We start from the raw sequence: 21,321 nt of genomic DNA, 5'->3' as shown, positions 1-21,321 counted from the left end.
AATGAAGACTCATAATAGTTTCGAAGAAAGATTTGAATTCGCCGGTAGCGCCAAAACCTGGAGTTTGGTTGCTATTATAATTGGTGTATTGGCCATAGCTTTTGGATTTATTTACAAGGGCGGCGAACATATAGCTAACGAACATATACAACGCACATATAGTAACTTGTTGCTAATGTCGTACTACTTTGTGTGTATTTGCACTGCGGGCGTATTCTTTTGCGCTTACCAATACGTTGCACAAGCAGGCTGGTCTGTAGCTTTTATACGCATACCGCAGGCATTTGCTAAAACCTTACCTGTTGCAAGCGTTATTTTATTAGTAGTAGTAACCGCAGGTTTATTTCAAACACACGAGGTGCTTGAAAACGGCCGCAAAGAAGTTGTACCTTATTTATACGCACACTGGGCAACACATGGTTTAACAACAGTAGGCAGCGAAAATTTTGATGCTATAATAGCCGGTAAAGCGCCGTTCTTAAACATCAAATTCTTTTATGCGATGTTGGTTATACTGCTGGGCGCTTACAGCTATTTTGGAATTAAACTTGCAAAATGCTCAGAAGATGAAGACAATTTAGGTGGTATGTCTAACTACGACAAAAGCTTTAAACTGTCTTGTATATTTCTGGTAATATTTGGTTTCACTTTCCCAATATTTGCGTTTGGTGTGATCATGTCGTTAGAAGCTCATTGGTTCTCGACCATGTTTGGTTGGTATAATTTAGCAGCTATGCACGTAAGCGGTTTAGCAATTATTGCCTTGACACTTATATTGCTGCAAAAAAAGGGTTACTTCTCATGGACATCTGAAAACCACGTACACAGCTTAGGCAAACTAATATTTGGTTTCTCTATATTTTGGACGTATGTATGGTTTGCCCAATTCTTCCTTACCTGGTATGCCAACATTCCCGAGGAGTCGGTTTATTTCTATGTAAGATGGGAGCCTCAATATAAATTCTGGTTTTGGTTAAACATTGCCATGAACTTTTTAGCACCATTGTTATTACTGATGTCTCGTGACGCCAAGCGTTTAACAAACCGCATGATGTGGACCTGTATATTATTAATAGCCGGCCACTGGCTTGATTATTACCTGATGGTGATGCCGGGCACGGTAGGTACTGAAGGAAGAGGTTTTGGTGTAGAAGAAATAGGTATTTTCCTGGGATTTGCGGGTTTATTTACATTCCTGATGCTGAATGCTTTAAGCAAAGCGCAATCGCTGGTACCTAAAAAACATCCATTCCTTGAGGAGAGCCTGCATCATCACATATAATAATTGTTAAATTTGCAAACTGAATACAGCAATTCAAATAACCAATAAAATGGGATTAAAATTTTTATTACGTTCTAAAAAAATGCTTTCGCTTGTAGCCGCGTTTGTGCTTTTGGGCACCAGCCAGTTATTTGCTCAGGCTACAGATGCAGCTGCTGCAACAACAGCTACAGATGCCCCTGCAGATAATGGCTTGCTAACCGCAGGTTACTATATCTTGTTGTTTGTTATAGTATGCTTTGTTGTTGGCATAGTAGGTAAAATACTGCGTGTATTTGACCTTACCCAGCAAATTCAGGGTAAAAACCCAATGAACTGGCATAACATAATGGGCGTGTGCTGTTTGATATTCCTGGTTGCCGGTATGTACGGCGCTTATTGGGAGTTTACAGTACAAGGCGCAATGATACTGCCCGAATCAGCATCAGTACATGGCGTTAAGATAGACGAGATGTTTTGGACAACTACGGTATTAACGATGATCGTATTTGTAATTACCCAAATATTGTTGTTTACCTTTTTATTCAGATACCGTTATTCAGAAAAACGCAGAGGCCACTTTTTACCACATAATAATACCATTGAAAAAGTTTGGACAATTGCCCCGGCTATCGTTTTAACTATACTGGTTATATTCGGTTTCTTTACCTGGCAGCAAATAACCAATACGGTTGATGCTAAAGGTGAGCCGGCATCTATTAATGTTGATGTTACCGGCCACCAGTTTGCATGGGAATTACGTTATCCCGGAGCAGATGGCAAGTTAGGCCAAACCAACTACAAGCTGGTAAATGCTTCCAATAAATTAGGTATCAACTTTAAAGATAAATATAGCTACGACGATTTACAGGCAGATACTTTAGTTATACCTGTACGTAAATCAATTAAGCTAAACATACACGCGCAAGACGTTATACATAGTGTGTATATGCCTCATTTCCGTGTACAGCTAAACGCGGTACCGGGATTACCTACCTACTTTAAATTTACGCCAACCATCACAACAAGAGAGATGAGAGCAAAGGTGGACGACCAAACATTTGAATACCTGCTTTATTGCAACAAAATATGCGGTGGAGCCCATTATAACATGAAAAAAGTTGTGCGCGTTGTTACCGAAGCCGAATACCAGGCATGGTTATCACAGCAAAAACCTTATCTGACAGATCAACTTAAAAAGGATTTGAAATTTGCCGCTCAGAAAGGTACTACACAACAAAACAGGTTAGCGTTAAACAATTAATACAAAAAGATTAGCGAGTATGTCAACATTAGCAGTTCACGATCACGGAGTTTCACATCACGAAGAAGATCACGGACATCATAAAGCAACCTTCCTGAATACATACGTATTTAGCATGGATCATAAAATGATTGCCAAGCAATTCCTGGTAACAGGTATTACAATGGCTTTCATCGCGATGATATTATCAATATTATTCAGAATACAATTAGCCTACCCTGATAAAGCATTCCCTTTAATGGAAACTTTATTAGGTCGTTTTGCACCTGGTGGTCGTTTAGATTCAAACTTCTACCTGTCGTTGGTTACTATACATGGTACCATCATGGTGTTCTTTGTATTAACAGCCGGCTTAAGCGGCACTTTTGCTAACCTTTTAATTCCACTACAAGTGGGTGCTCGTGATATGGCTTCGCCATTCATGAACATGCTTTCGTACTGGTTCTTCTTAACAGCCAGTGTTATTATGCTATCGTCGTTCCTGGTACAGAAAGGCCCTGCAAGCGGTGGTTGGACAATTTATCCACCACTATCGGCTTTGCCTAAAGCTATGCCAGGCTCGGGTATGGGTATGACGCTTTGGCTTATAAGCATGGTATTCTTTATCGCTTCATCATTAATGGGTGGTATTAACTATGTAAGTACTGTATTAAACATGCGTACCAAAGGTATGGACCTTTGGAAAATGCCTTTAACAGTTTGGGCTTTGTTCCTTACTGCTGTATTAGGTGTATTAGCATTCCCAGTATTGGTAGCAGGTGTGGTTTTATTAATATTCGACCGTAGCTTCGGTACCAGCTTTTATCTTTCAGAAATTGTTTTAAATGGTTCGCAGGTACAACCTTACGAAGGTGGTAGCCCAATATTGTTCCAGCACTTATTCTGGTTCCTGGGCCACCCTGAGGTATATATCGTTATTATGCCTGCAATGGGTATATCATCCGAGGTAATGTCGGTAAACTCGCGCAAACCAATTTTTGGTTACCATGCGATGGTTTACTCGCTTATCGGTATCACCGTATTATCATTTATAGTATGGGGCCACCACATGTTTGTAACCGGTATGAACCCATTCCTTGGAGGAGTGTTCATGATTACCACATTGATCATCGCTGTACCGTCGGCAGTAAAAACATTTAACTGGCTGGCTACCTTGTGGCGTGGTAATATCCGTTTCACATCGGCTATGTTATTTGCTATTGGTATGGTATCATTCTTTATATCAGGTGGTTTAACCGGTATATTCCTTGGTAATGCGGCGCTTGATATCAACTTGCACGATACTTATTTTGTGGTAGCTCACTTCCACTTGGTGATGGGTTCGGCAGCAATATTCGGTATGCTTGCCGGTGTTTATCACTGGTTCCCTAAAATGTATGGCCGTTTAATGAACGAAAAATTAGGCTACCTGCACTTTTGGTTAACGTTTATAGGTGCTTACCTGGTGTTCTTCCCGATGCACTTTATGGGCTTAGATGGTGTGCCTCGTCGTTACTATGCATTCACCGAGTTTGAATCAATGAAACGCTGGTTATCGGTAAATACATTTATTACATGGGCAGCAATTATGTCGGCATTGGCACAAGTTGCTTTCCTTATAAACTTTGTATACTCGATATTTTGGGGTAAAAAGACAACTCAAAATCCTTGGCAAGCTAATACTCTTGAATGGACAGCACCTGTTGAGCATTTCCACGGCAACTGGGTAGGAGAGATACCTACAGTTTACCGTTGGCCATATGATTACAGTAAGCCGGGAGCAGAGGATGATTATATCCCACAAACAGTTCCTTTGTCGCAAACAATGAGTTCGAACCTTCCGCACGATTTTGAAGATAATCCGACAGGTTTAGAGGCACATAATAAATGGACCAGTACTCAAAAGGCTAACGAAGAAGTAAAATAATTTAACAATACTGATCTGATCTTTTAGGGTAGCTGTTAAGTATAGCGTTTAAAGCATTCAAGTCGTAGTTAAGGGCTTAATACTTTGAACTCAATACTACAAAACAGGTACCCTAATTTTTTAGAATAAATAGATGAGCATAAACGCACCCGGTAAAAGTTTTCTAAAAATAAACCTGATAACCATTATACTGCTATTTGTATTGATATTAGCAGGCGGTGTGGTGCGAAGTACCGGTTCGGGAATGGGCTGCCCTGATTGGCCTAAATGCTTTGGCAGATATATACCACCCACCAGCATTGCCGAATTACCTGTAAACTATAAGCAGGTTTATGCGGATAAGCGCCTGGCTAAGAATCAAAAATTTGCCAAAATGCTTGATGTTTTTGGATATAGCCAACTGGCAGTGCGTATACGTAACGACCGATCGATATTAATACCAGAGGAATTCAATGGCGCACGTACCTGGACAGAGTATATTAACCGGCTGATTGGCGTAATATCAGGCATTTTTTTACTGCTTACAGCGATTTACTCGTTTAGTTACCGTAAAACAAACAAGCCCATCATTTTTTTAAGCGTGCTGAATTTAATCTTGGTAGGCTTTCAAGGATGGTTAGGCTCAATAGTGGTATCAACCAATTTAGTGGCCTGGATAGTTACTGTACACATGTTATTAGCGCTGGCAATTTTAGCTATCAGTATTGCTACCTATCATATGGCAAAGGTACAAGAGCGGCATGTAATAAAAGTAAAACCATTGGTAGCTATAGTTACCCTGCTTGTTTTAGCATTAAGCGTTTTACAAATAACATTTGGTACCGAAGTGCGGGAAAAAATTGACGAAGTAGCCACCCATTTAGAAGGCAGCTACCGCGAAACATGGATAAGTAAAGCAGGTGATATATTTTCGCAACATAGGGATATGGCTGTAATTGTGCTGGTATTAAATGTTGTATTATATGCATTGATACGTAAGGGTTTTAGTCGTCATTCGGTACAGCAACAAATAATGAGCTTTTCGTTTTTAATGATCATGCTGCAAATAGTTACAGGTATACTATTATCGCATTTTGCTTTGCCTCCATATGCGCAGGCAAGCCACATTGTTTTGGCCAGCCTGGTATTTGGTGCGCAGTTTTACTTGTTATTGAATTTGTTTAAATCGGTTAACGTGCAGGGGGGCAGCAAATGAAGTGGAGCGATTTTTCTAAGCTAATTAAGTTGCGCCTAACCTTTCTGGTAGTTTTTTCAGCGTCTATATGTTTTTTAATAGGTAGTAAGGCTAACGGTGTAATTGTTTGGACTGATTGGGTAAAGCTGATTATTGGCGGTTTCCTGGTTACATCAGCAGCTAACGGCTTTAACGAGATAATTGAAAAGGACCTGGATAAGCTGATGAAGCGTACCATGGATAGGCCGATCCCATCAGGACATATGACGACAGGACAGGCTTTAGTGCTAAGCTTGTTTATGGGTATGGCAGGCACATATCTGTTAGGCAGCCTAAATATTTTAACGGGGCTATTATCGGTATTTTCGATATTACTATATGCATTTGCATATACACCGCTAAAGCGCAAATCGCCAATAGCGGTATTTGTAGGTGCTATACCCGGTGCTTTGCCGCCACTTATAGGTTATGTGGCAGCACACGAAAAAATTGACGAAATAGCCTTGATACTTTTCGGTATACAATTTATTTGGCAGTTTGTACACTTTTGGGCTATTGCCTGGGTGCTGGATGATGATTATAAGCTTGCAGGTTTCAGGCTATTGCCAACCGGCGAAAGAGACCGCGTAAGTGCAATTATTACCCTTATATTTGCTATTGTTATGATACCGGTGAGCCTTTTGCCAACCTTTTATGGTTATGGGGGGTATTATGTAGGTGGGGTATCATTAGTAATGAGCCTTGTGTTTTTATACCAGGCATTTAATTTATTACGCACGCTGCAAATTAAAGAAGCGCGTAAATTAATGTTTGGCTCGTTTTATTATTTGCCAATAGTGCAACTAATGTTTTTGTTTGATTTTATAGGAAAGGTGAAATGATGGCGCAGATACAACAACAAGAAGATAAGCTTAACCTTGCCCCCAAAAAATTCAACATGTGGATATTCATTTTCACATCGTTTATGTTTTTTGCGGCATTAACAAGTGGCTTTATAGTATATGCAGGCGGTAAAGGGCATGGCATGGGTATTAAACTGCCAGATGCATTTATGTATAGTACCGCTGCAATAATACTTAGTAGTATAACTATGTACATGGCTTCAAATGCAGCTAAAGGTTTACAGTTTGCAAAACAAAGGCTTTATTTATGGCTTACTATATTATTAGGCATCGTGTTTTTCATAGTACAAATGTATGCCTGGTACGTACTGGTAAACAAAATGGGTGTCTATTTTACTAACCCAAATGCTTCCCAGTCGTTTATATACGTGTTTACAGGAATGCACCTGTTGCACATTTTAGCCGGTTTATTCCTGTTAGCCAATACCCTATGGGGTAGCTATAAGAACATACCACAGGTTAAAAATTTATTTAGAATGCAGATGTCCTCTATTTTTTGGCATTTTGTCGATATTATATGGATTTATCTGTATGTTTTTTTACTTTTGAACCAATATTAAACAAACCACATTTAAGTACACAATGAGTACACAAGTATCACCAATTGATGAAGTAAAATCAACGCCATGGTCTGGAGGCAAATCGCCGTTTAATGTTGAGTATGGTAAAATGATGATGTGGTTTTTCCTCCTTTCGGATGCATTCACATTTTCATCATTACTTATCTCTTATGGCGCTTTACGTTTCAGCTCAAGCAGCTGGCCCGCGCCTGACAAAGTTTTCCAATCAATACCCGGCATAGTAGATAGCGGACAGCCGCTTGTGTTTGTGGGTTTAATGACGTTTATCCTGATCTTAAGTTCGGTTACGATGGTGTTAGCCGTAGAAGCAGGACATAGAATGGCCAAAAAAGAAGTTATTGGCTGGATGATAGCTACAGTTATAGGTGGCTTTATGTTTTTAGGCTGCCAGGCATTAGAGTGGAACCACTTGCACCATGAAGGTTTTTGGTGGGGACATATACCCGATGCCGAAGAACTAAAGCATTTGTTTACCGGCGGTAACGAAGGTACATATGGCACCTACGCCCAGCAGTTTGCAAACTTGTTTTTTACTATAACCGGTTTCCATGGTTTCCACGTATTTAGCGGTGTTATCATCAATATCATTATCACTGTTAATGTATTGTTAGGTACTTACGAAAAACGCGGAAGCTATTTAATGATCGAAAAAGTAGGCCTTTACTGGCACTTTGTAGATCTGGTTTGGGTATTCGTGTTTACCTTCTTTTATTTAGTTTAACAATTTAACTGATTATATATGTCATCAGAACCAACAGAAGTTCATCATGAAGATCATGGTGAAGGAATGAGCAAGAAAAGAATAGTTAAAGTTGCTTTAATACTATCGGCTATAACAGCGGTTGAGTTTTTTATAGCACTAATACTGGTTCCTAAAAATATTATACCTATACACTATGCTAACCCGGTTTATATTGTATTAACCCTGTTAAAAGCATTTTATATAGTTGCATTTTTTATGCACCTTAAATTCGAGAGAATAGGTTTGGCCCTGGCTATCATAGTACCTATACTATTTATTATTGGGTTGATATTAGTATTATCAAACGAAAGCCATTACTGGGTAGACCTGCGGGTATAATGCAAAAAGGTTACATCCTGAAAAAGATTATAATCCTGGTATTGATATTAGCACTACCGGGATTTTTATATTATTTGCTAACCGCAAAAGGGAAAAACAGGTATAAGCCACTGCCTTTTTACGGGCCTAAAGAGGTTGCAAAAACCGGGCATAAGTTTCATGGTACTTATATACCCGATACTATATACCATAAACTGAGCGACTTTAATTTGGTTGACCAGGATGGCAGACAGGTATCATTTAAAAACTTTGATAAAAAGATATTTGTAGCAAGCTTTTTTTACACGGGCTGCCCAACTGTTTGTAGTGAAGTAAATAAAAATATCAGCGATATAGATAGCGTATACGCTAAAAATAAGATGCTGTATTTTTTATCAATAACGGTTGACCCTGAACATGACAGGCCCTCTGTATTAAAAAAGTACGCTGCTCAATTTAAGCCAAATAGCAACTGGCTTTTTTTAACAGGCGATACATCATCGGTTTATAACCTGGCACGCAAAGGGTTTTTGGTTGATGCGCTTAAACAGAATAGCGACAGTTTTATCTATAGCGATAAGCTGATACTTGTAGATGCCGAGAAACGTATAAGAGGGTATTATTCCGGAACATCTGTAACAGATATGACCCGCCTTAACGACGAAATAAAAGTATTAATTGCCGAAGAGTTACGAAAAGTAGATAAAGCCTTATATTAAAAACAACCATATGAACGATAAATTTATATTCCGCTTTGTTGCCGCCGTATCAATTTTTGTGTTTGCTGTAGTTGTTATCTTAAATCGTAAAATAATACCTGCTCCTGCCGAGCTGCCGTCATTTACTCACTACTTACCTTTGTTAAACGCAGTTATTAATGGGGTGTGTAGTATGTTGCTTTTAACATCGTTATATTTTATAAAGCAAGGCGAGATTGCCATACATAAGCGTATAAACATTACAGCATTTTGCCTGTCGTCATTGTTTTTGGTATCATACATACTGTTCCACTACCTGGCACCCGAAACCCGTTATGGCGATACCGACGGCGATGGCATATTATCTATAAGCGAGAAGATAGATGCAGGCACTGTTAGATACATTTATTACTTTATTTTAATTACCCACATTATATTGGCGGCGGGTGTTTTACCGTTAATATTATTGAGTTTTTACCGCGGTTTACAAATGCAGGTAGAGAAGCATAAAAAATTGGTAAGGTGGTCGTTCCCTATATGGTTATATGTAACAGTTACCGGAGTTATCGTATATTTGATGATATCGCCCTATTACCATTTTTAATAAAAATTCGAGCTATGAAAAAGGGATTTAAATTTTTGTTTTTTGTTATTGCTTTTGGTTTAATGCTATGTAGTGTTTTGCCGGTTAAAGCGCAATGTGCAATGTGTACTGCCACAGTAGAGTCGAACTCAAAAAGCGGTAACAAGGCAACTAACGGCTTAAATAATGGTATTTTGTTTTTATTAGCAGCACCCTATATAGCAGTTGCGGCAGTTGGATATGTTTGGTATAAAAAATATCGCCGTAAAAATGTTGAGATAAACATGCGTGGTGGCGAAAAGCTTAATTTAAACTAAGCCAACCGGCTTAGCCATGTAAACTGTTATACTTCTTTTTTAATGATACAACCGCAAACGCTTGACTTTTTAAAAGAGCTTGTTGAAAATAACAACAGGGAATGGTTTCAGGCTAACAAACAAAAACATGATAAGGCACGCGAGAATGTAATTGAACTGGCTGCAGATATCATTATAAAACTACACAAGGTAGACCCAGCCGTTAGCCCCGACCTTGACCCGAAAAAATGCGTGATGCGCATATATCGCGATATCCGTTTCAGTAAAAATAAAACTCCGTACAAAAATAACTTTGGCATAAGTATACCTACTATGGGTCCGAAGCTTGGCGGTGCCGAATACTATTTTCAAATACAACCCGGGAAATCATTCATTGCCGGAGGTTACTGGATGCCCGAAGCCGAACAACTCAAAAAAATACGGCAAGAGATTGATTACAATGCCGACGAGTTAAAAAAGGTAATTGATGAACCATCGTTTATAAAACTGTTTGGTGAATTTAGAAAGCAAGATCAGCTTAAAACCCTGCCACGAGATTACAGCGCCGATAATGAAAACATCGACCTGCTGAAGCTTAAAAGCTTTATTGCGTGGCACGAGCTAAAGGATAAAGAATTATTTAGTAAAAATGTAGCGCAGGATATCGTAACCCTTTGCAGCAGGATATATCCTATAAATGTTTTTCTGCGCAACGCCCTGGCCTAACCCTTAAACCCTAATAGCATGAAATTAAAGTATTATTTACTTCCGGCACTGCTTATGTTGGCATTGCACTCCTGCGTGGTATTGTCACCAAAAAAGTATAAGGCTTTAGTAGCCGAACGCGACTCGCTATCAACCCGAACTGGCACACTTGAAGCCCAGGTAGCCAAGCTAATGTCAGATACCGCGCAAATACGCCAGGAATTGGCGCAGCTAAAAACTAACTACAATACTTTAAATAATAATTTAAACGCAAGTTCATCAAAGGTTAGTCAGTTATCTGATGATCTGCAAAAGCGCGAGGCTCGATTAAAAGAAGTAGAAGAAATTTTGCGAAAGCGTGATGAGGCAACCAACGCCCTTAAAGAGAAGTTGCAAAAAGCCTTATTAGGATTCCAGCAAAGCGGATTATCAGTTGACATTAAAAATGGTAAAGTATATGTATCACTAACCGATAAATTGCTGTTCCCGTCGGGTAGTATTGTGATAGATGAAAAGGGTAAACAGGCGCTTAAGCAACTGGCGGTAGTATTAAATAAAGAGCCGGATATTAATATTGCTGTTGAGGGCCATACTGATAATAAAAAGGTAATTAACTTGGGGCAAATAAAAGATAACTGGGATCTGAGCGTACTTAGGGCAACATCAGTAACCAGATATTTAACCGAGATAGAAATGATAGATCCCAAGCGGTTAACAGCAACAGGCAAAAGCGAGTTCCAGCCGATTGATACTACGGGGACGCCCGAAGCGCTTTCAAAAAACCGCAGAATAGAGATTGTGTTAAGCCCAAAACTTGACGAGTTGTATAACCTAATATCTAAATAAAAGCATGCTGATCCTCCCCTAAAAAGGAGGATCTTTTTTAAGTATAATTATTAATTGTCTTAAATACGTTTAAGCTTTTTATATTCGTAATTATAAACCAATTAATAAGGCTCAAATAAGCTATGGCTGCCGATACTAAACATACCTATTTACAAATTCATCCTACTGATAATGTGCTGGTGGCTTTAACCGACTTGCCTGCTGGCTACGCCATAAACTTTAATGGTGACACCTTTAATTTGGCTACCAACGTAGAGGCTAAGCATAAATTTACTATTGCAGCATATCCGCAAGGCACATCTATATACATGTATGGGGTTTTGGTTGGCCGCGCCAGCGAAGATATTGCCAAAGGAGCGGCTATTACCGTAAATAACGTGAAGCACGCTTCTGAGGATTTTAAATTAGGTGATCGTAAAACAGCCTGGCATGCCCCTTCTATAGCCGAGGAATATAAATACAGAACCTTTTTAGGTTATCATCGTGCTGATGGCTCGGTAGGTACCGGAAACTATTGGCTGGTAATACCATTGGTTTTTTGCGAAAACCGCAATATTAACGTGCTTAAAGAGGCACTATCAGCAAAGTTGGGCTTTGCCGAACCACGTGGTTACGAAACAGAGGTAGATAATTTGGTGGAAATGTACCATGCCGGTAAATCGGTTGAAGAAATACTAAATGCCGACCTGCAATTATCGCCCGCAGCCAATGCCCCCAAAAAATTGTTTCCCAATATCGACGGTATAAAATTTATTAATCATGATATGGGCTGCGGTGGTACCCGCACCGATGCTAACGCCCTTTGCGGCTTATTGGCAGGCTATATTACCCATCCAAATGTAGCAGGCGCTACAGTTTTGAGTTTGGGTTGCCAAAATGCGCAGGCAGGCATATTACAAACAGAAATAGCTAAACGCGACCCAAAATTTAGTAAGCCATTAGTAATGCTGGAGCAGCAAAAAGTAGGCACCGAAACCAAGCTTTTGCACGAGGCATTAAAACAAACATTTGCAGGGTTAATAGAAGCTAATAAACAGGAACGCAAGCCTGCGCCATTATCAAAATTGTGTGTTGGTTTAGAATGTGGAGGATCTGATGGGTTTTCGGGAATATCTGCAAACCCCGCGTTAGGTTATTTATCGGATATTTTGGTTAGTCTTGGCGGGAGTGTTATCCTGTCGGAGTTTCCGGAGTTATGTGGTGTGGAGCAGGAATTGAGTGATCGCTGTGTGGACGAAGAGCAGGCTATGAAATTTATGAACCTGATGCGTACCTATAATGCACGCGCCGAACAGTCAGGTTCAGGCTTTTACGCTAATCCATCACCGGGCAATATAAAAGACGGTTTGATAACCGATGCTATAAAATCTGCAGGGGCCGCAAAAAAAGGTGGTACATCGCCCGTAACCGAAGTTTTAGATTATCCTGAAAAGGTTACTAAACCCGGCCTTAACTTATTATGCACACCAGGCAGCGATGTAGAAAGCACAACGGCCGAGGTTGGCTCAGGCGCGAACGTGGTACTGTTTACAACGGGCTTGGGCACACCTACAGGTAACCCCATAGCACCGGTAATTAAGGTAGCCACCAATACCAAGTTGTATAACAAAATGCCCGATATTATAGATATTAACTGCGGTACCATTATAGAAGGCGAGCAAACCATAGAGCAATCGGCGATGGCGATGCTTGATTATGTGATTGATGTGGCAAGTGGGGTTAAACAACCCAAAGCTGCATTATCAGGTCATGATGATTTTATTCCCTGGAAAAGAGGGGTTTCTTTATAAATACTTATGTTCAGTTTAAAAAATAAGCATGCGGTAATAACCGGCGGAGGTAGCGGTATAGGCAAAGCCATATCAGTACTGTTTGCTCAACAAGGGGCAACTGTTCATATCATAGAATTAAATGCCACTGCGGCTCAGGATACCGCTAACGAGATAAAAAGTAACGGCGGCGAAGCCTTTGGCCACACTGCCGATGTAAGCGACCAGCAGAAGGTGCTGGATGTATTTAAAGCTGTTGGTAAGGTTGATATACTGGTTAATAACGCGGGTATAGCACACGTAGGTAACCTTGAAAACACCGCTGAGGCCGATCTTGATAGAATCTACAAAGTAAATGTGAAAGGGGCTTACAACGCCTTATATGCAGCCCTCCCATTAATGAAGGCTAACGGAAGTGGGGTGATACTAAATATGGCATCCATAGCAGCCCTTGTGGGTATAACAGATAGGTTTGCATACTCGATGAGTAAAGGGGCAATAATGGCTATGAGCATGTCAGTTGCACGCGATTACCTGGCCGATAACATTCGCTGCAACACTATATCGCCGGCAAGGGTGCACACGCCGTTTGTTGACGGCTTTATTGCAAAGAACTATGCCGGTCGGGAAGAAGAAATATTCGAAAAGTTATCAAAAAGTCAGCCTATTGGCCGTATGGGTAAGCCCGAAGAAGTGGCCGCGCTGGCCCTTTACCTGTGCTCGGACGAAGCCGGCTTTGTTACCGGTTGTGATTACCCAATGGATGGCGGCTTCATAAAACTTAATAACTAACATGAAACTAATTAGATACGGCGCTGCCGGTAAAGAGAAAACAGGTGTAATCATTAACGATGTAAAGTACGACACATCTGCTTTTGGAGAAGATTATAACGAAGCTTTTTTTGAGAACGACGGTTTAAACAGGTTGCAGGAATTTGTTGATGCAAATAAAGATTCTCTTACAGAGATATCTTCCTCAGAACGCTTAGGAAGCCCTGTAGCACGCCCATCAAAGATAGTTTGTATAGGCTTAAACTACCGCGACCATGCCGAAGAAACGGGTGCGCCAATGCCGCCGGAACCGGTTATCTTCATGAAATCGACCACTGCTTTAGTTGGCCCTTTTGATGATATTGTTATACCCCGCGATTCAGTAAAAACAGATTGGGAGGTAGAACTGGCTATTGTGATAGGTAAAAAGGCATCGTATATAGAGGAAGACGAAGCACTGGATTATATTGCCGGTTATTGCTTACACAATGATGTATCGGAGCGTGAGTTTCAGATAGAGCGTAACGGCACATGGGATAAAGGTAAAGGATGCGATACGTTTGCACCAATGGGCCCTTTTGTAGCAACAAAAGATGAGGTGGCCGATGTGCATAACCTGCGCCTTTGGTTAACCGTAAATGGAAAAACCATGCAAAATGGCAGTACAGCCAACTTGATATTTAACATACCGTTTTTGGTGGCTTACACCAGTAAGTTCATGACTCTATTGCCTGGTGATATTATATCAACCGGTACGCCGGCGGGTGTAGGCTTAGGTATGAAGCCACCTGTATATTTAAACCCCGGCGATGTGATAGAATTAGGTATTGATGGTTTAGGACAAGCCCGCCAGGTACTTAAAGCTTATGCTAAAAATTGATAGTCACCAGCATTTTTGGGTATATAACCCGGTAAGGGATGCCTGGATAACGGACGATATGAGCGTTATCCAAAGAGATTTTTTACCCGGTGATCTTTCGCCTGTTTATAACGAGCATGAAATAAGCGGATGTGTTGCGGTTCAAGCCGATCAATCAGAAGCAGAGAATGGTTTTTTGATTAGTCAGGCTAACAGCAATAATTTTATAAAAGGTATTGTGGGCTGGGTTAACCTTAAAGCAGATAACATCGAAGATCGGTTACAGTATTATAGCACTATTAATATTGTAAAAGGTTTCCGGCATGTGTTACAAGCCGAACCGGACGACAGGTATATGCTGGACCGGAAATTTATGCAAGGCATTGGTTTGCTAGATGCTTACGGCTTTACTTATGATATATTGGTAAAACCTAACCACTTGCGTTACGTTAAAGATTTTGTAGTTGCATTTCCCAACCAGTGTTTTGTGATAGACCATATAGCTAAGCCTTACATCAAGGATAAGGTAATTGATGGCTGGCGTGAAGAGATAAGCGCCATAGCGGCATATCCCAATGTAAGCTGCAAAATATCGGGCATGGTAACAGAGGCCAACTGGACAAACTGGACAGTTGATGATTTTACCCCCTACTTAGATACCGTATTTAATGCCTTTGGCGCAAGCCGTGTAATGTTTGGCTCCGATTGGCCGGTTTGTAATGTAGCGGGTGAATATAAAGGCGTTTTGAACGTAGCCGGAAGTTATGTCGATAAACTCAGCGTGAATGAGCAGGAACTATTTTGGGCCAAAAATGCTATTGAATTTTACGGATTATCAGTTTGACCAATATGTGGCTTGTTACTAAACGGCCACTCTTTGTTCACTTTTGCTTTAATAAAATATACAATAATGCCTAAGGTAATCGTAACCAGCCCCCCAATAAACATTTTTACTCCGGTAGCTACTAATATACCCGCCCAAATAACAATGGCTAAATAAACAGGCAACGGAAACAACGGCATTTTATATGGGAATTTAGTCTCGCCTCTCTTCTTCCTCAATATTAATAAGCCCACTGCCTGCGATATAAACTGTATCAATATCCGCATAGCCAAAATAGCGCTGATCACATCACTTAACTTAAACAACAAGCTAAATACAAATGCTATGGCCCCTAATACCAACAAGGAGATGTGGGGGAAATTACCCTTAGGATGCAGTTTTGCGAATACTTTAAAAAAAGCGCCATCTGTAGCAGCAGCATATGGTATACGGCTATAACCTAACGTAGCCGAAAATACAGATGAGAAAGCTACCAATAACACCATACAGGTAACCACTTTAGCGGCTGTAGGCCCGGCCAGCTCTTTCATAAAATCGCTTATCACAAAAGGACTGTCTTTAGCTACATGCCAGGGTATAACACTAACCACGCTCACATTCATCATTAAATATAAAAGGGCAATACCTGCAATTGATAAAAACATACTTTTTGGTATGTTTTTATCTGGATTAACAATCTCGCCGCCTAAATGGCATACATTATAGTAGCCCAGATAACTATAAATACTTTTAACGCTGGCAAAGCCAATAGCGGTAACAAAGGCATAGTTAACCGTAAGCCCATCATTAATGTGCCTTATGGGCTGCAGGAAGTTGCCATGTGCAATACCGCCGCCTATTATCCATAGCATAGTAGCCATTACACATACCCAAAGCACTATGCTTATTTTACCTATCGATTCTATTTTGCGGTAAAGCAATATTACTATTAGTATCACAACACCACCGCTCAGCATTTTAGCCACCCAAAGTGATATGGGCATCAAGTACGAAAAGTAAGCGGCAAAGCCTATGGCTGCTGATGCGATGACCAATGGTGCCTGAATCATGGTTTGCCATACAAACAAAAAGCTCATTAATTTACCAAAGCCGGTTTTGCCGTAGGTTTCTTTTAAAAAGTTGTATGATCCTCCTGCCATAGGGAAAGCTGCACCAAGTTCGCTCCAAACCATCGCATCAATAAAGGATAGTGTTGCGCCAGCCAGCCAAGCATATAAAAACCAGGGGCCATTCATCATTCCTATAACCATAGGCAAGGTAATAAAGGGGCCTATGCCCACCATATCTATCATATTGATAGCGGTTGCCTGTGCCAGGCTAAGGCGCCTGATGAGTGATGTTTCAGCCATTAATAGTTAGTGCGCTGTTTAAGGCGCTTTGTACAAAAATAATCTTAATACTTAAGGCGCGAAACTTGTTAGGTCAGGCTTTTGTAATCAGTTGAAAATAGATATCGTTGGATGCATAATGATAAAAGCCGCTTGTGGGCGGCTTTTATACTATGATTTTGTTAAGCAAGGCTTATTTTTCGTAGATGCCTTTTTCTTTTACCAGTTTAATCATGGCATCTACATTGGTTGGAGTGCCGGATGTTAAGTTTTCGGCGCCATTAGCAGTAATAATAATGGTGTCCTCTATACGCAAGTGCAATTTCATCTCTTTATCTTCAATAATAGGTTCTACGTTAAACACCACACCAGGTACAAAAGGCTTATCGCGCGGGCCAACATCATGAACTGCCATGCCTACATAATGACCAATACCTCCGGGATACATTTTTTCGAAGCCATGCTTTACATATACCTTTTTAGCAATATCAGACATTTCCTGGATAGTAATGCCCGGCTTCATAGCGGCTATAACCTGTTCAGATACTTCTTTAATACAGTTATAGTATTTTAACTGTATGTCAGTAAACTTGCCCTCTACCGGCCATGTGCGGGTAATATCGGTAGAATAATAATTTACTTCGGGGGCGTAGTCCATCATCATTACATCGCCTGCTTTTATAGTATGGTTGTTAGCATTGTAATGCCAGCTTAATCCCCGCTCGGCCGATGCCGCTATCGGGAAATATGATGGGCCCATTGCTCCTTCGTTTTGATAAACAAAATCGCATGCTGCTGCAACCTGGTATTCATAAATGCCAGGGCGGGTTACCCGCATGGCCTCATCAAAGCCGCGGGCACCTATTTTACCACATTCGCGTATAACGGCAATTTCTTTTTCATCCTTTATCCATCGCATTTCATCAAGCATAGGGGTGAGGTCTTTAACCGTTACCATTGGGTAGCGTTCTTTTACTTTATTTAAAAAGTTTATTTCTTTTGATATTCTCCCGTCCCATGGGTCGCTTAGGCGGGTGTTTCTTAACGCCACGCATCTATCCCGGCTCATTTCTGATGTTTCGTCAGGCGAAGTAACCAAGTAAAATGTTTGGCCGCGGGCTACTAAGCCTGCCAATTGGGTGGTCAGCATTGTTTTTGGTAGAACGCTGGTCATTTTATACATTTTGGCAGCATCATCGCCGGGCTTTATCAGAGCTTCGTCTTTAATATCAGCAAAGCGGCCTTCGGGTACTAAAAGGGTAGAGGTTTTTGTCTTACCGTTTATTATCAATATAGCACTGGGGAACTCAACACCGGTTAAGTAGTAAAAATTATTATCCTGCCTGAATTTAATATAGGCTTCAGGTAATTCGGCGCCTTGTAAAATGGCAACACCATCGCCAATTTGCTCCATAACTTTTGCCCTGCGGGCGGCAAAATCATCAGCTGTAAAATACTTAAACATGTTTTGTGCCGAGGCGGTGCTTGCAAACAGCGCCAACACTAAAGAGATCTTAATAAGCTTCATATTGTATAAGTGTTTGGTTGTGTTGTAAATATATTTAATAAATACACAGTTACCAATACTCATGAGTGGTGCATCAAATATGTTACGAGCGGAGAAGTTTATTATAAAAACTGCTATTTATCAGCCATTTGTATAGCCATATCATGGTCCAAAAAAAGATTGTCCTGGCTGTTAGACCCGTTGTTATACACCTTGCCGTTCAGCATGCTTTGGCCGGTAATACCGGGATTATTGCCATGCCCTAACGGCCAGCTGCCAACAGTGCCTTTAATGCTGATATCTGCCATTAACGCAGCTTTTAAGCTAAAGTCGGTGCAGTTATTGGTGCTTAGGTGATATTTAACCCCATCGTATTTTTGGGTAAGTGCTAATATCTTTTCAAATTTTCTTTTCGATATAAATTTACCTGCAACTTCATCCCATTTGTAATTGGCATCATCTCTAAAGGTTGAACCAGCCGATGGGAATAACGGCGTGCCTGCAAATGGGTGGCCTTTTTTGGGATAAAAACCAAAAGACAACGATACATAGCTGGAATCGTTATTATACTTTATCAATGTAATGTAGGTATGGCCCGAGTTAGCAAATAAAAATACTTTACGCTTGCCGGGTATAGGTTGTTTTACATGTATAAGCATAGCATAAGCAACTGCTTTTTTACCATCAGTAAATGTTTGTAAAATATGCTGATAGTTTATTGGCGGGCTTTTATGCAGTTGTTGCCCCTGGGGGTTGGGCATTATTGCACGGGCTTCAAGTAAGGTATCATCTTTTGTGGTAAAGCTTAAATAGCCCGGATTAAAATTGGCTGTATCTGTAAATAAAGAGTCGGCCTGCCTGCTGGCATATTCGTTAACAACTTCGGCATTAGCATTACGTTCAAGCGTTTTAAAAAAGCACTTCATTGCTAACGGATATAGTTTTAAACGGGCAAAAGCATTAGCCAGATTGTAAAACAATGTTTTGTGCGCTGTATTTGCGCTTTGACCATCGTTAACATCTAACTCTCTTAAGTAAGCCATTAGCTTTTTACGCTCCTGCGGTTTGCTTATAGTGGCTTGTATATTTTGCTGGGAATTTAACGCTTTTACATCAATTGGGGTAACATGTACCGGTGGGTTATTTGTAGCTTCAGCGATAGTTGGCAAAAATTTGCCCGTGGTATCGGTAACATAGGAAGTATTATTAGCTGAGGGCTGCGACTGCGCAAACATTGCAGTGTTGAACAGCAACACAACTATAGCAGCCAGTACTACCCGAAACTGAATATATTGATGACTTATAGCCACAGTAATACTAATTATGAATAAGGATTTACTGCATTAAATGTAGCAAAAATCTGCATTAGCTTTATGTAAGCTTGACATAACTTAACATATATGGTAGTATAATGACACTTCAGATAATTACTGTAACCTGCAAAGTAATAACGGTGTCTTAAAGCGATGTGCCTAAAAATTTCGCCCCGCTATATAGTAGCCTTTTTACTACTGGTTATGGTAATGTTAGAACTGCACGAAATGGTGCACATTATTACCGGCCGAATTATTTGCGGCGATTGGGGCAAACGCGATTTCAATGTTTGGGGATTGTGTGATGGTTGCGAAATAAAACATCCATATGCCTGGTTGGCCACATTGGCAGGGCCGTTGTTTTCTTTTGCGATGATGTGGTTGGGTATGTTTTTAATGAATACGGCTGACTTAAAAAGAAGGCGGGCAGGATTTGCACTGATATTTGCCAATATACCATTTGGGCGTATTACCCAGGCTATGATGAGTAGCGGTGATGAAATGGTTGTTACACGGCATTTGCTAAAGGGTATTTTATCACATAATCAGCAGATACTACTATGCTCATTAATTTTATTGATATTGGGCTTGCCGCCAGTTATAAAGACATGGCACGATTTAGCCAATAAAAATAAATGGTTGTATATCATTGCGTTTTTAACCATTCCGTTGGTTTTTATAATGCTGTATGTACTTACGGCATTGAATACATTACTCAATAAAGGATTTTTAAATAATGCATGGATAATGGGGACACCATTACTCATAACACTGCATACTTGTTTGGCACTTGCGCTGTTGATAGGGATGCGTAAAAGCTTATTACTTGCGCACAGCAAAAATTAAGCAGGATGCCATTTATTCGTATCGGCAGCAAGCATTTTACTAAAGTTACTGCGTGGCCCAATGTTTAAATATGGATAAGTGACCTTACTTAAATATAATCCCTGCGGATAGGCGGGCTTAATTACCTGCGGTAATTGGGGATTTATAAGGTGGGCTTCAAACTCATCGATGCTTAGCTTGCCAGTTCCAATATCTATTAGTTTACCAACTATTATCCTCACCATTTTCCCCAAAAAGCGGTTAGCCGAAATATGAAATCTCAGTTTATCGCCCCTGGCATCGGTAAATATACGGGCAGCATTTATATTACATAAAGTATGCTCATTCCTACCGGGCATCTTGCAGAAGGCATAATAATCATTGTACTTTAATAATAGAGCCGCCGCCTTGTTCATGCTGGCTATGTCCCAATTATCAATCAGGTATAACGAGCTTAACTGGCTTAAAAAAGGATCTTTATAGGTATGTATAAAATAATCGTACGCTCGTTCGGTGGCATCAAACCTGGCGTGCTGTAGGCCATCCATTGGTATGATATCAAAAACGGCTATGTCATCAGGTAATAAATTATTCAAGCGGAATAGCAGGTCAAAATCCCAGGCTGTATCAGTATCTAAATGAAAGAAAAATTGACTGGCATGAACCTGGGCATCAGTACGGCCGCAGCCTGTAATGTATACGGGTTTTTTAAAGATGTTGCTTAGTCGTTCTTCTAAAACCTGCTGTACGCTAATACCATCAGGATGTTTTTGCCATCCCCTGTAATTTGTGCCCAAATAACCTAAATGGAAAAAGTAGCGCAATTGAA

At 40.4% G+C, this 21,321-nt stretch carries 22 protein-coding genes; 18 read left to right on the top strand and 4 right to left on the bottom strand.

All coding sequences use genetic code 11. From position 1 onward, the window contains the following. Window position 1 precedes the first annotated feature (1 nt). The 17 genes from FFF34_018460 (at window position 2) to FFF34_018380 (ending at window position 15,519) form a co-directional block, all read left to right on the top strand. Entirely contained in the window at window positions 2–1,282 is a 1,281-nt protein-coding gene (locus FFF34_018460) for a quinol:cytochrome C oxidoreductase (protein TSD62936.1), read from the top strand. 49 nt (window positions 1,283–1,331) lie between these two features. Continuing rightward, window positions 1,332–2,525: a cytochrome c oxidase subunit II gene (locus FFF34_018455; GenBank protein ID TSD62935.1), complete on the top strand. Its 1,194-nt coding sequence runs from the start codon at window positions 1,332–1,334 to the stop codon at window positions 2,523–2,525. Window positions 2,526–2,640: 115 nt separating this feature from the next. Continuing rightward, the gene (locus FFF34_018450; GenBank protein TSD62934.1) at window positions 2,641–4,431 is read left to right on the top strand and encodes a cytochrome c oxidase subunit I; all 1,791 of its coding nucleotides are present in this window, start codon (window positions 2,641–2,643) and stop codon (window positions 4,429–4,431) included. A 133-nt stretch (window positions 4,432–4,564) separates the two neighbouring features. Next, window positions 4,565–5,626 carry a heme A synthase gene (locus FFF34_018445; protein TSD62933.1) on the top strand — a complete coding sequence of 354 codons (1,062 nt, stop codon included), beginning with the start codon at window positions 4,565–4,567 and terminating at the stop codon, window positions 5,624–5,626. Beyond that, a complete protein-coding gene (cyoE, locus tag FFF34_018440; protein TSD62932.1) occupies window positions 5,623–6,486 on the top strand; it encodes a protoheme IX farnesyltransferase in 864 nt (287 codons plus the stop codon). The genes FFF34_018445 and cyoE overlap by 4 nt, the downstream gene beginning before the upstream one ends. Beyond that, a complete protein-coding gene (locus FFF34_018435) occupies window positions 6,486–7,067 on the top strand; it encodes a heme-copper oxidase subunit III (protein ID TSD63039.1) in 582 nt (193 codons plus the stop codon). The genes cyoE and FFF34_018435 overlap by 1 nt, the downstream gene beginning before the upstream one ends. Window positions 7,068–7,089: 22 nt before the next feature. Then, a complete protein-coding gene (locus FFF34_018430) occupies window positions 7,090–7,809 on the top strand; it encodes a cytochrome oxidase subunit III (GenBank protein TSD62931.1) in 720 nt (239 codons plus the stop codon). Window positions 7,810–7,827: 18 nt separating this feature from the next. Beyond that, a complete protein-coding gene (locus tag FFF34_018425) occupies window positions 7,828–8,169 on the top strand; it encodes a caa(3)-type oxidase (GenBank protein TSD62930.1) in 342 nt (113 codons plus the stop codon). Then, window positions 8,169–8,867 (top strand): SCO family protein, encoded by a 699-nt coding sequence (locus tag FFF34_018420; GenBank protein TSD62929.1) that lies wholly within the window; start codon window positions 8,169–8,171, stop codon window positions 8,865–8,867. Before FFF34_018425 ends, FFF34_018420 begins: the two co-directional genes overlap by 1 nt. Before the next feature lie 10 nt (window positions 8,868–8,877). Further along, a complete protein-coding gene (locus FFF34_018415; GenBank protein ID TSD62928.1) occupies window positions 8,878–9,450 on the top strand; it encodes a DUF420 domain-containing protein in 573 nt (190 codons plus the stop codon). Between the two features lie 14 nt (window positions 9,451–9,464). Continuing rightward, window positions 9,465–9,746: a hypothetical protein gene (locus FFF34_018410; protein ID TSD62927.1), complete on the top strand. Its 282-nt coding sequence runs from the start codon at window positions 9,465–9,467 to the stop codon at window positions 9,744–9,746. 42 nt (window positions 9,747–9,788) lie between these two features. Continuing rightward, complete coding sequence (locus FFF34_018405) at window positions 9,789–10,451, top strand: DUF2461 domain-containing protein (protein TSD62926.1); 663 nt, start codon at window positions 9,789–9,791, stop codon at window positions 10,449–10,451. Window positions 10,452–10,469: 18 nt separating this feature from the next. Then, window positions 10,470–11,276, top strand: coding sequence for an OmpA family protein (locus tag FFF34_018400; protein ID TSD62925.1), 807 nt, complete (start codon window positions 10,470–10,472; stop codon window positions 11,274–11,276). A 122-nt stretch (window positions 11,277–11,398) separates the two neighbouring features. Next, window positions 11,399–13,066 carry an altronate dehydratase gene (locus tag FFF34_018395; GenBank protein TSD62924.1) on the top strand — a complete coding sequence of 556 codons (1,668 nt, stop codon included), beginning with the start codon at window positions 11,399–11,401 and terminating at the stop codon, window positions 13,064–13,066. Between the two features lie 6 nt (window positions 13,067–13,072). Then, window positions 13,073–13,837, top strand: a complete 765-nt coding sequence (locus FFF34_018390; GenBank protein ID TSD62923.1) for an SDR family oxidoreductase — start codon at window positions 13,073–13,075, stop codon at window positions 13,835–13,837. A 1-nt stretch (window position 13,838) separates the two neighbouring features. Next, the gene (locus tag FFF34_018385; GenBank protein TSD62922.1) at window positions 13,839–14,696 is read left to right on the top strand and encodes a fumarylacetoacetate hydrolase family protein; all 858 of its coding nucleotides are present in this window, start codon (window positions 13,839–13,841) and stop codon (window positions 14,694–14,696) included. Beyond that, window positions 14,683–15,519: an amidohydrolase family protein gene (locus tag FFF34_018380; GenBank protein TSD62921.1), complete on the top strand. Its 837-nt coding sequence runs from the start codon at window positions 14,683–14,685 to the stop codon at window positions 15,517–15,519. The genes FFF34_018385 and FFF34_018380 overlap by 14 nt, the downstream gene beginning before the upstream one ends. Here FFF34_018380 and FFF34_018375 read toward each other — a convergent pair. The 3 genes from FFF34_018375 to FFF34_018365 all read right to left on the bottom strand — a co-directional run bounded on the left by FFF34_018375 (window position 15,501) and on the right by FFF34_018365 (window position 19,664). Beyond that, window positions 15,501–16,868, bottom strand: a complete 1,368-nt coding sequence (locus tag FFF34_018375; protein TSD62920.1) for an amino acid permease — start codon at window positions 16,866–16,868, stop codon at window positions 15,501–15,503. The genes FFF34_018380 and FFF34_018375 overlap by 19 nt on opposite strands. A 172-nt stretch (window positions 16,869–17,040) precedes the next feature. After that, window positions 17,041–18,438 (bottom strand): aminopeptidase P family protein, encoded by a 1,398-nt coding sequence (locus tag FFF34_018370; GenBank protein ID TSD62919.1) that lies wholly within the window; start codon window positions 18,436–18,438, stop codon window positions 17,041–17,043. Between the two features lie 50 nt (window positions 18,439–18,488). Then, entirely contained in the window at window positions 18,489–19,664 is a 1,176-nt protein-coding gene (locus tag FFF34_018365) for a hypothetical protein (GenBank protein TSD62918.1), read from the bottom strand. 156 nt (window positions 19,665–19,820) lie between these two features. Here FFF34_018365 and FFF34_018360 point away from each other — a divergent pair, with 156 nt between their 5' ends. After that, complete coding sequence (locus FFF34_018360; GenBank protein TSD62917.1) at window positions 19,821–20,513, top strand: hypothetical protein; 693 nt, start codon at window positions 19,821–19,823, stop codon at window positions 20,511–20,513. Here FFF34_018360 and FFF34_018355 read toward each other — a convergent pair. Then, window positions 20,510–21,316 (bottom strand): tRNA pseudouridine synthase A, encoded by an 807-nt coding sequence (locus FFF34_018355; protein TSD62916.1) that lies wholly within the window; start codon window positions 21,314–21,316, stop codon window positions 20,510–20,512. The genes FFF34_018360 and FFF34_018355 overlap by 4 nt on opposite strands. Window positions 21,317–21,321 lie beyond the last annotated feature (5 nt).

It is taken from the genome of Inquilinus sp. KBS0705 (assembly GCA_005938025.2).
Classification (GTDB): domain Bacteria; phylum Bacteroidota; class Bacteroidia; order Sphingobacteriales; family Sphingobacteriaceae; genus Mucilaginibacter.
This window is presented reverse-complemented; position numbering and strand designations above follow the sequence as displayed.

What these genes read in the sequence shown, in the direction of transcription:
- FFF34_018460 (TSD62936.1), top strand. Translation starts at nt 2, where the DNA reads ATGAAGACTCATAATAGTTTCGAAGAAAGATTTGAATTCGCCGGTAGC.
- FFF34_018455 (TSD62935.1), top strand. Translation starts at nt 1,332, where the DNA reads ATGGGATTAAAATTTTTATTACGTTCTAAAAAAATGCTTTCGCTTGTA.
- FFF34_018450 (TSD62934.1), top strand. Translation starts at nt 2,641, where the DNA reads ATGGATCATAAAATGATTGCCAAGCAATTCCTGGTAACAGGTATTACA.
- FFF34_018445 (TSD62933.1), top strand. Translation starts at nt 4,565, where the DNA reads ATGAGCATAAACGCACCCGGTAAAAGTTTTCTAAAAATAAACCTGATA.
- cyoE (TSD62932.1), top strand. Translation starts at nt 5,623, where the DNA reads ATGAAGTGGAGCGATTTTTCTAAGCTAATTAAGTTGCGCCTAACCTTT.
- FFF34_018435 (TSD63039.1), top strand. Translation starts at nt 6,486, where the DNA reads ATGGCGCAGATACAACAACAAGAAGATAAGCTTAACCTTGCCCCCAAA.
- FFF34_018430 (TSD62931.1), top strand. Translation starts at nt 7,090, where the DNA reads ATGAGTACACAAGTATCACCAATTGATGAAGTAAAATCAACGCCATGG.
- FFF34_018425 (TSD62930.1), top strand. Translation starts at nt 7,828, where the DNA reads ATGTCATCAGAACCAACAGAAGTTCATCATGAAGATCATGGTGAAGGA.
- FFF34_018420 (TSD62929.1), top strand. Translation starts at nt 8,169, where the DNA reads ATGCAAAAAGGTTACATCCTGAAAAAGATTATAATCCTGGTATTGATA.
- FFF34_018415 (TSD62928.1), top strand. Translation starts at nt 8,878, where the DNA reads ATGAACGATAAATTTATATTCCGCTTTGTTGCCGCCGTATCAATTTTT.
- FFF34_018410 (TSD62927.1), top strand. Translation starts at nt 9,465, where the DNA reads ATGAAAAAGGGATTTAAATTTTTGTTTTTTGTTATTGCTTTTGGTTTA.
- FFF34_018405 (TSD62926.1), top strand. Translation starts at nt 9,789, where the DNA reads ATGATACAACCGCAAACGCTTGACTTTTTAAAAGAGCTTGTTGAAAAT.
- FFF34_018400 (TSD62925.1), top strand. Translation starts at nt 10,470, where the DNA reads ATGAAATTAAAGTATTATTTACTTCCGGCACTGCTTATGTTGGCATTG.
- FFF34_018395 (TSD62924.1), top strand. Translation starts at nt 11,399, where the DNA reads ATGGCTGCCGATACTAAACATACCTATTTACAAATTCATCCTACTGAT.
- FFF34_018390 (TSD62923.1), top strand. Translation starts at nt 13,073, where the DNA reads ATGTTCAGTTTAAAAAATAAGCATGCGGTAATAACCGGCGGAGGTAGC.
- FFF34_018385 (TSD62922.1), top strand. Translation starts at nt 13,839, where the DNA reads ATGAAACTAATTAGATACGGCGCTGCCGGTAAAGAGAAAACAGGTGTA.
- FFF34_018380 (TSD62921.1), top strand. Translation starts at nt 14,683, where the DNA reads ATGCTAAAAATTGATAGTCACCAGCATTTTTGGGTATATAACCCGGTA.
- FFF34_018375 (TSD62920.1), bottom strand. Translation starts at nt 16,868, where the DNA reads ATGGCTGAAACATCACTCATCAGGCGCCTTAGCCTGGCACAGGCAACC.
- FFF34_018370 (TSD62919.1), bottom strand. Translation starts at nt 18,438, where the DNA reads ATGAGTATTGGTAACTGTGTATTTATTAAATATATTTACAACACAACC.
- FFF34_018360 (TSD62917.1), top strand. Translation starts at nt 19,821, where the DNA reads ATGTGCCTAAAAATTTCGCCCCGCTATATAGTAGCCTTTTTACTACTG.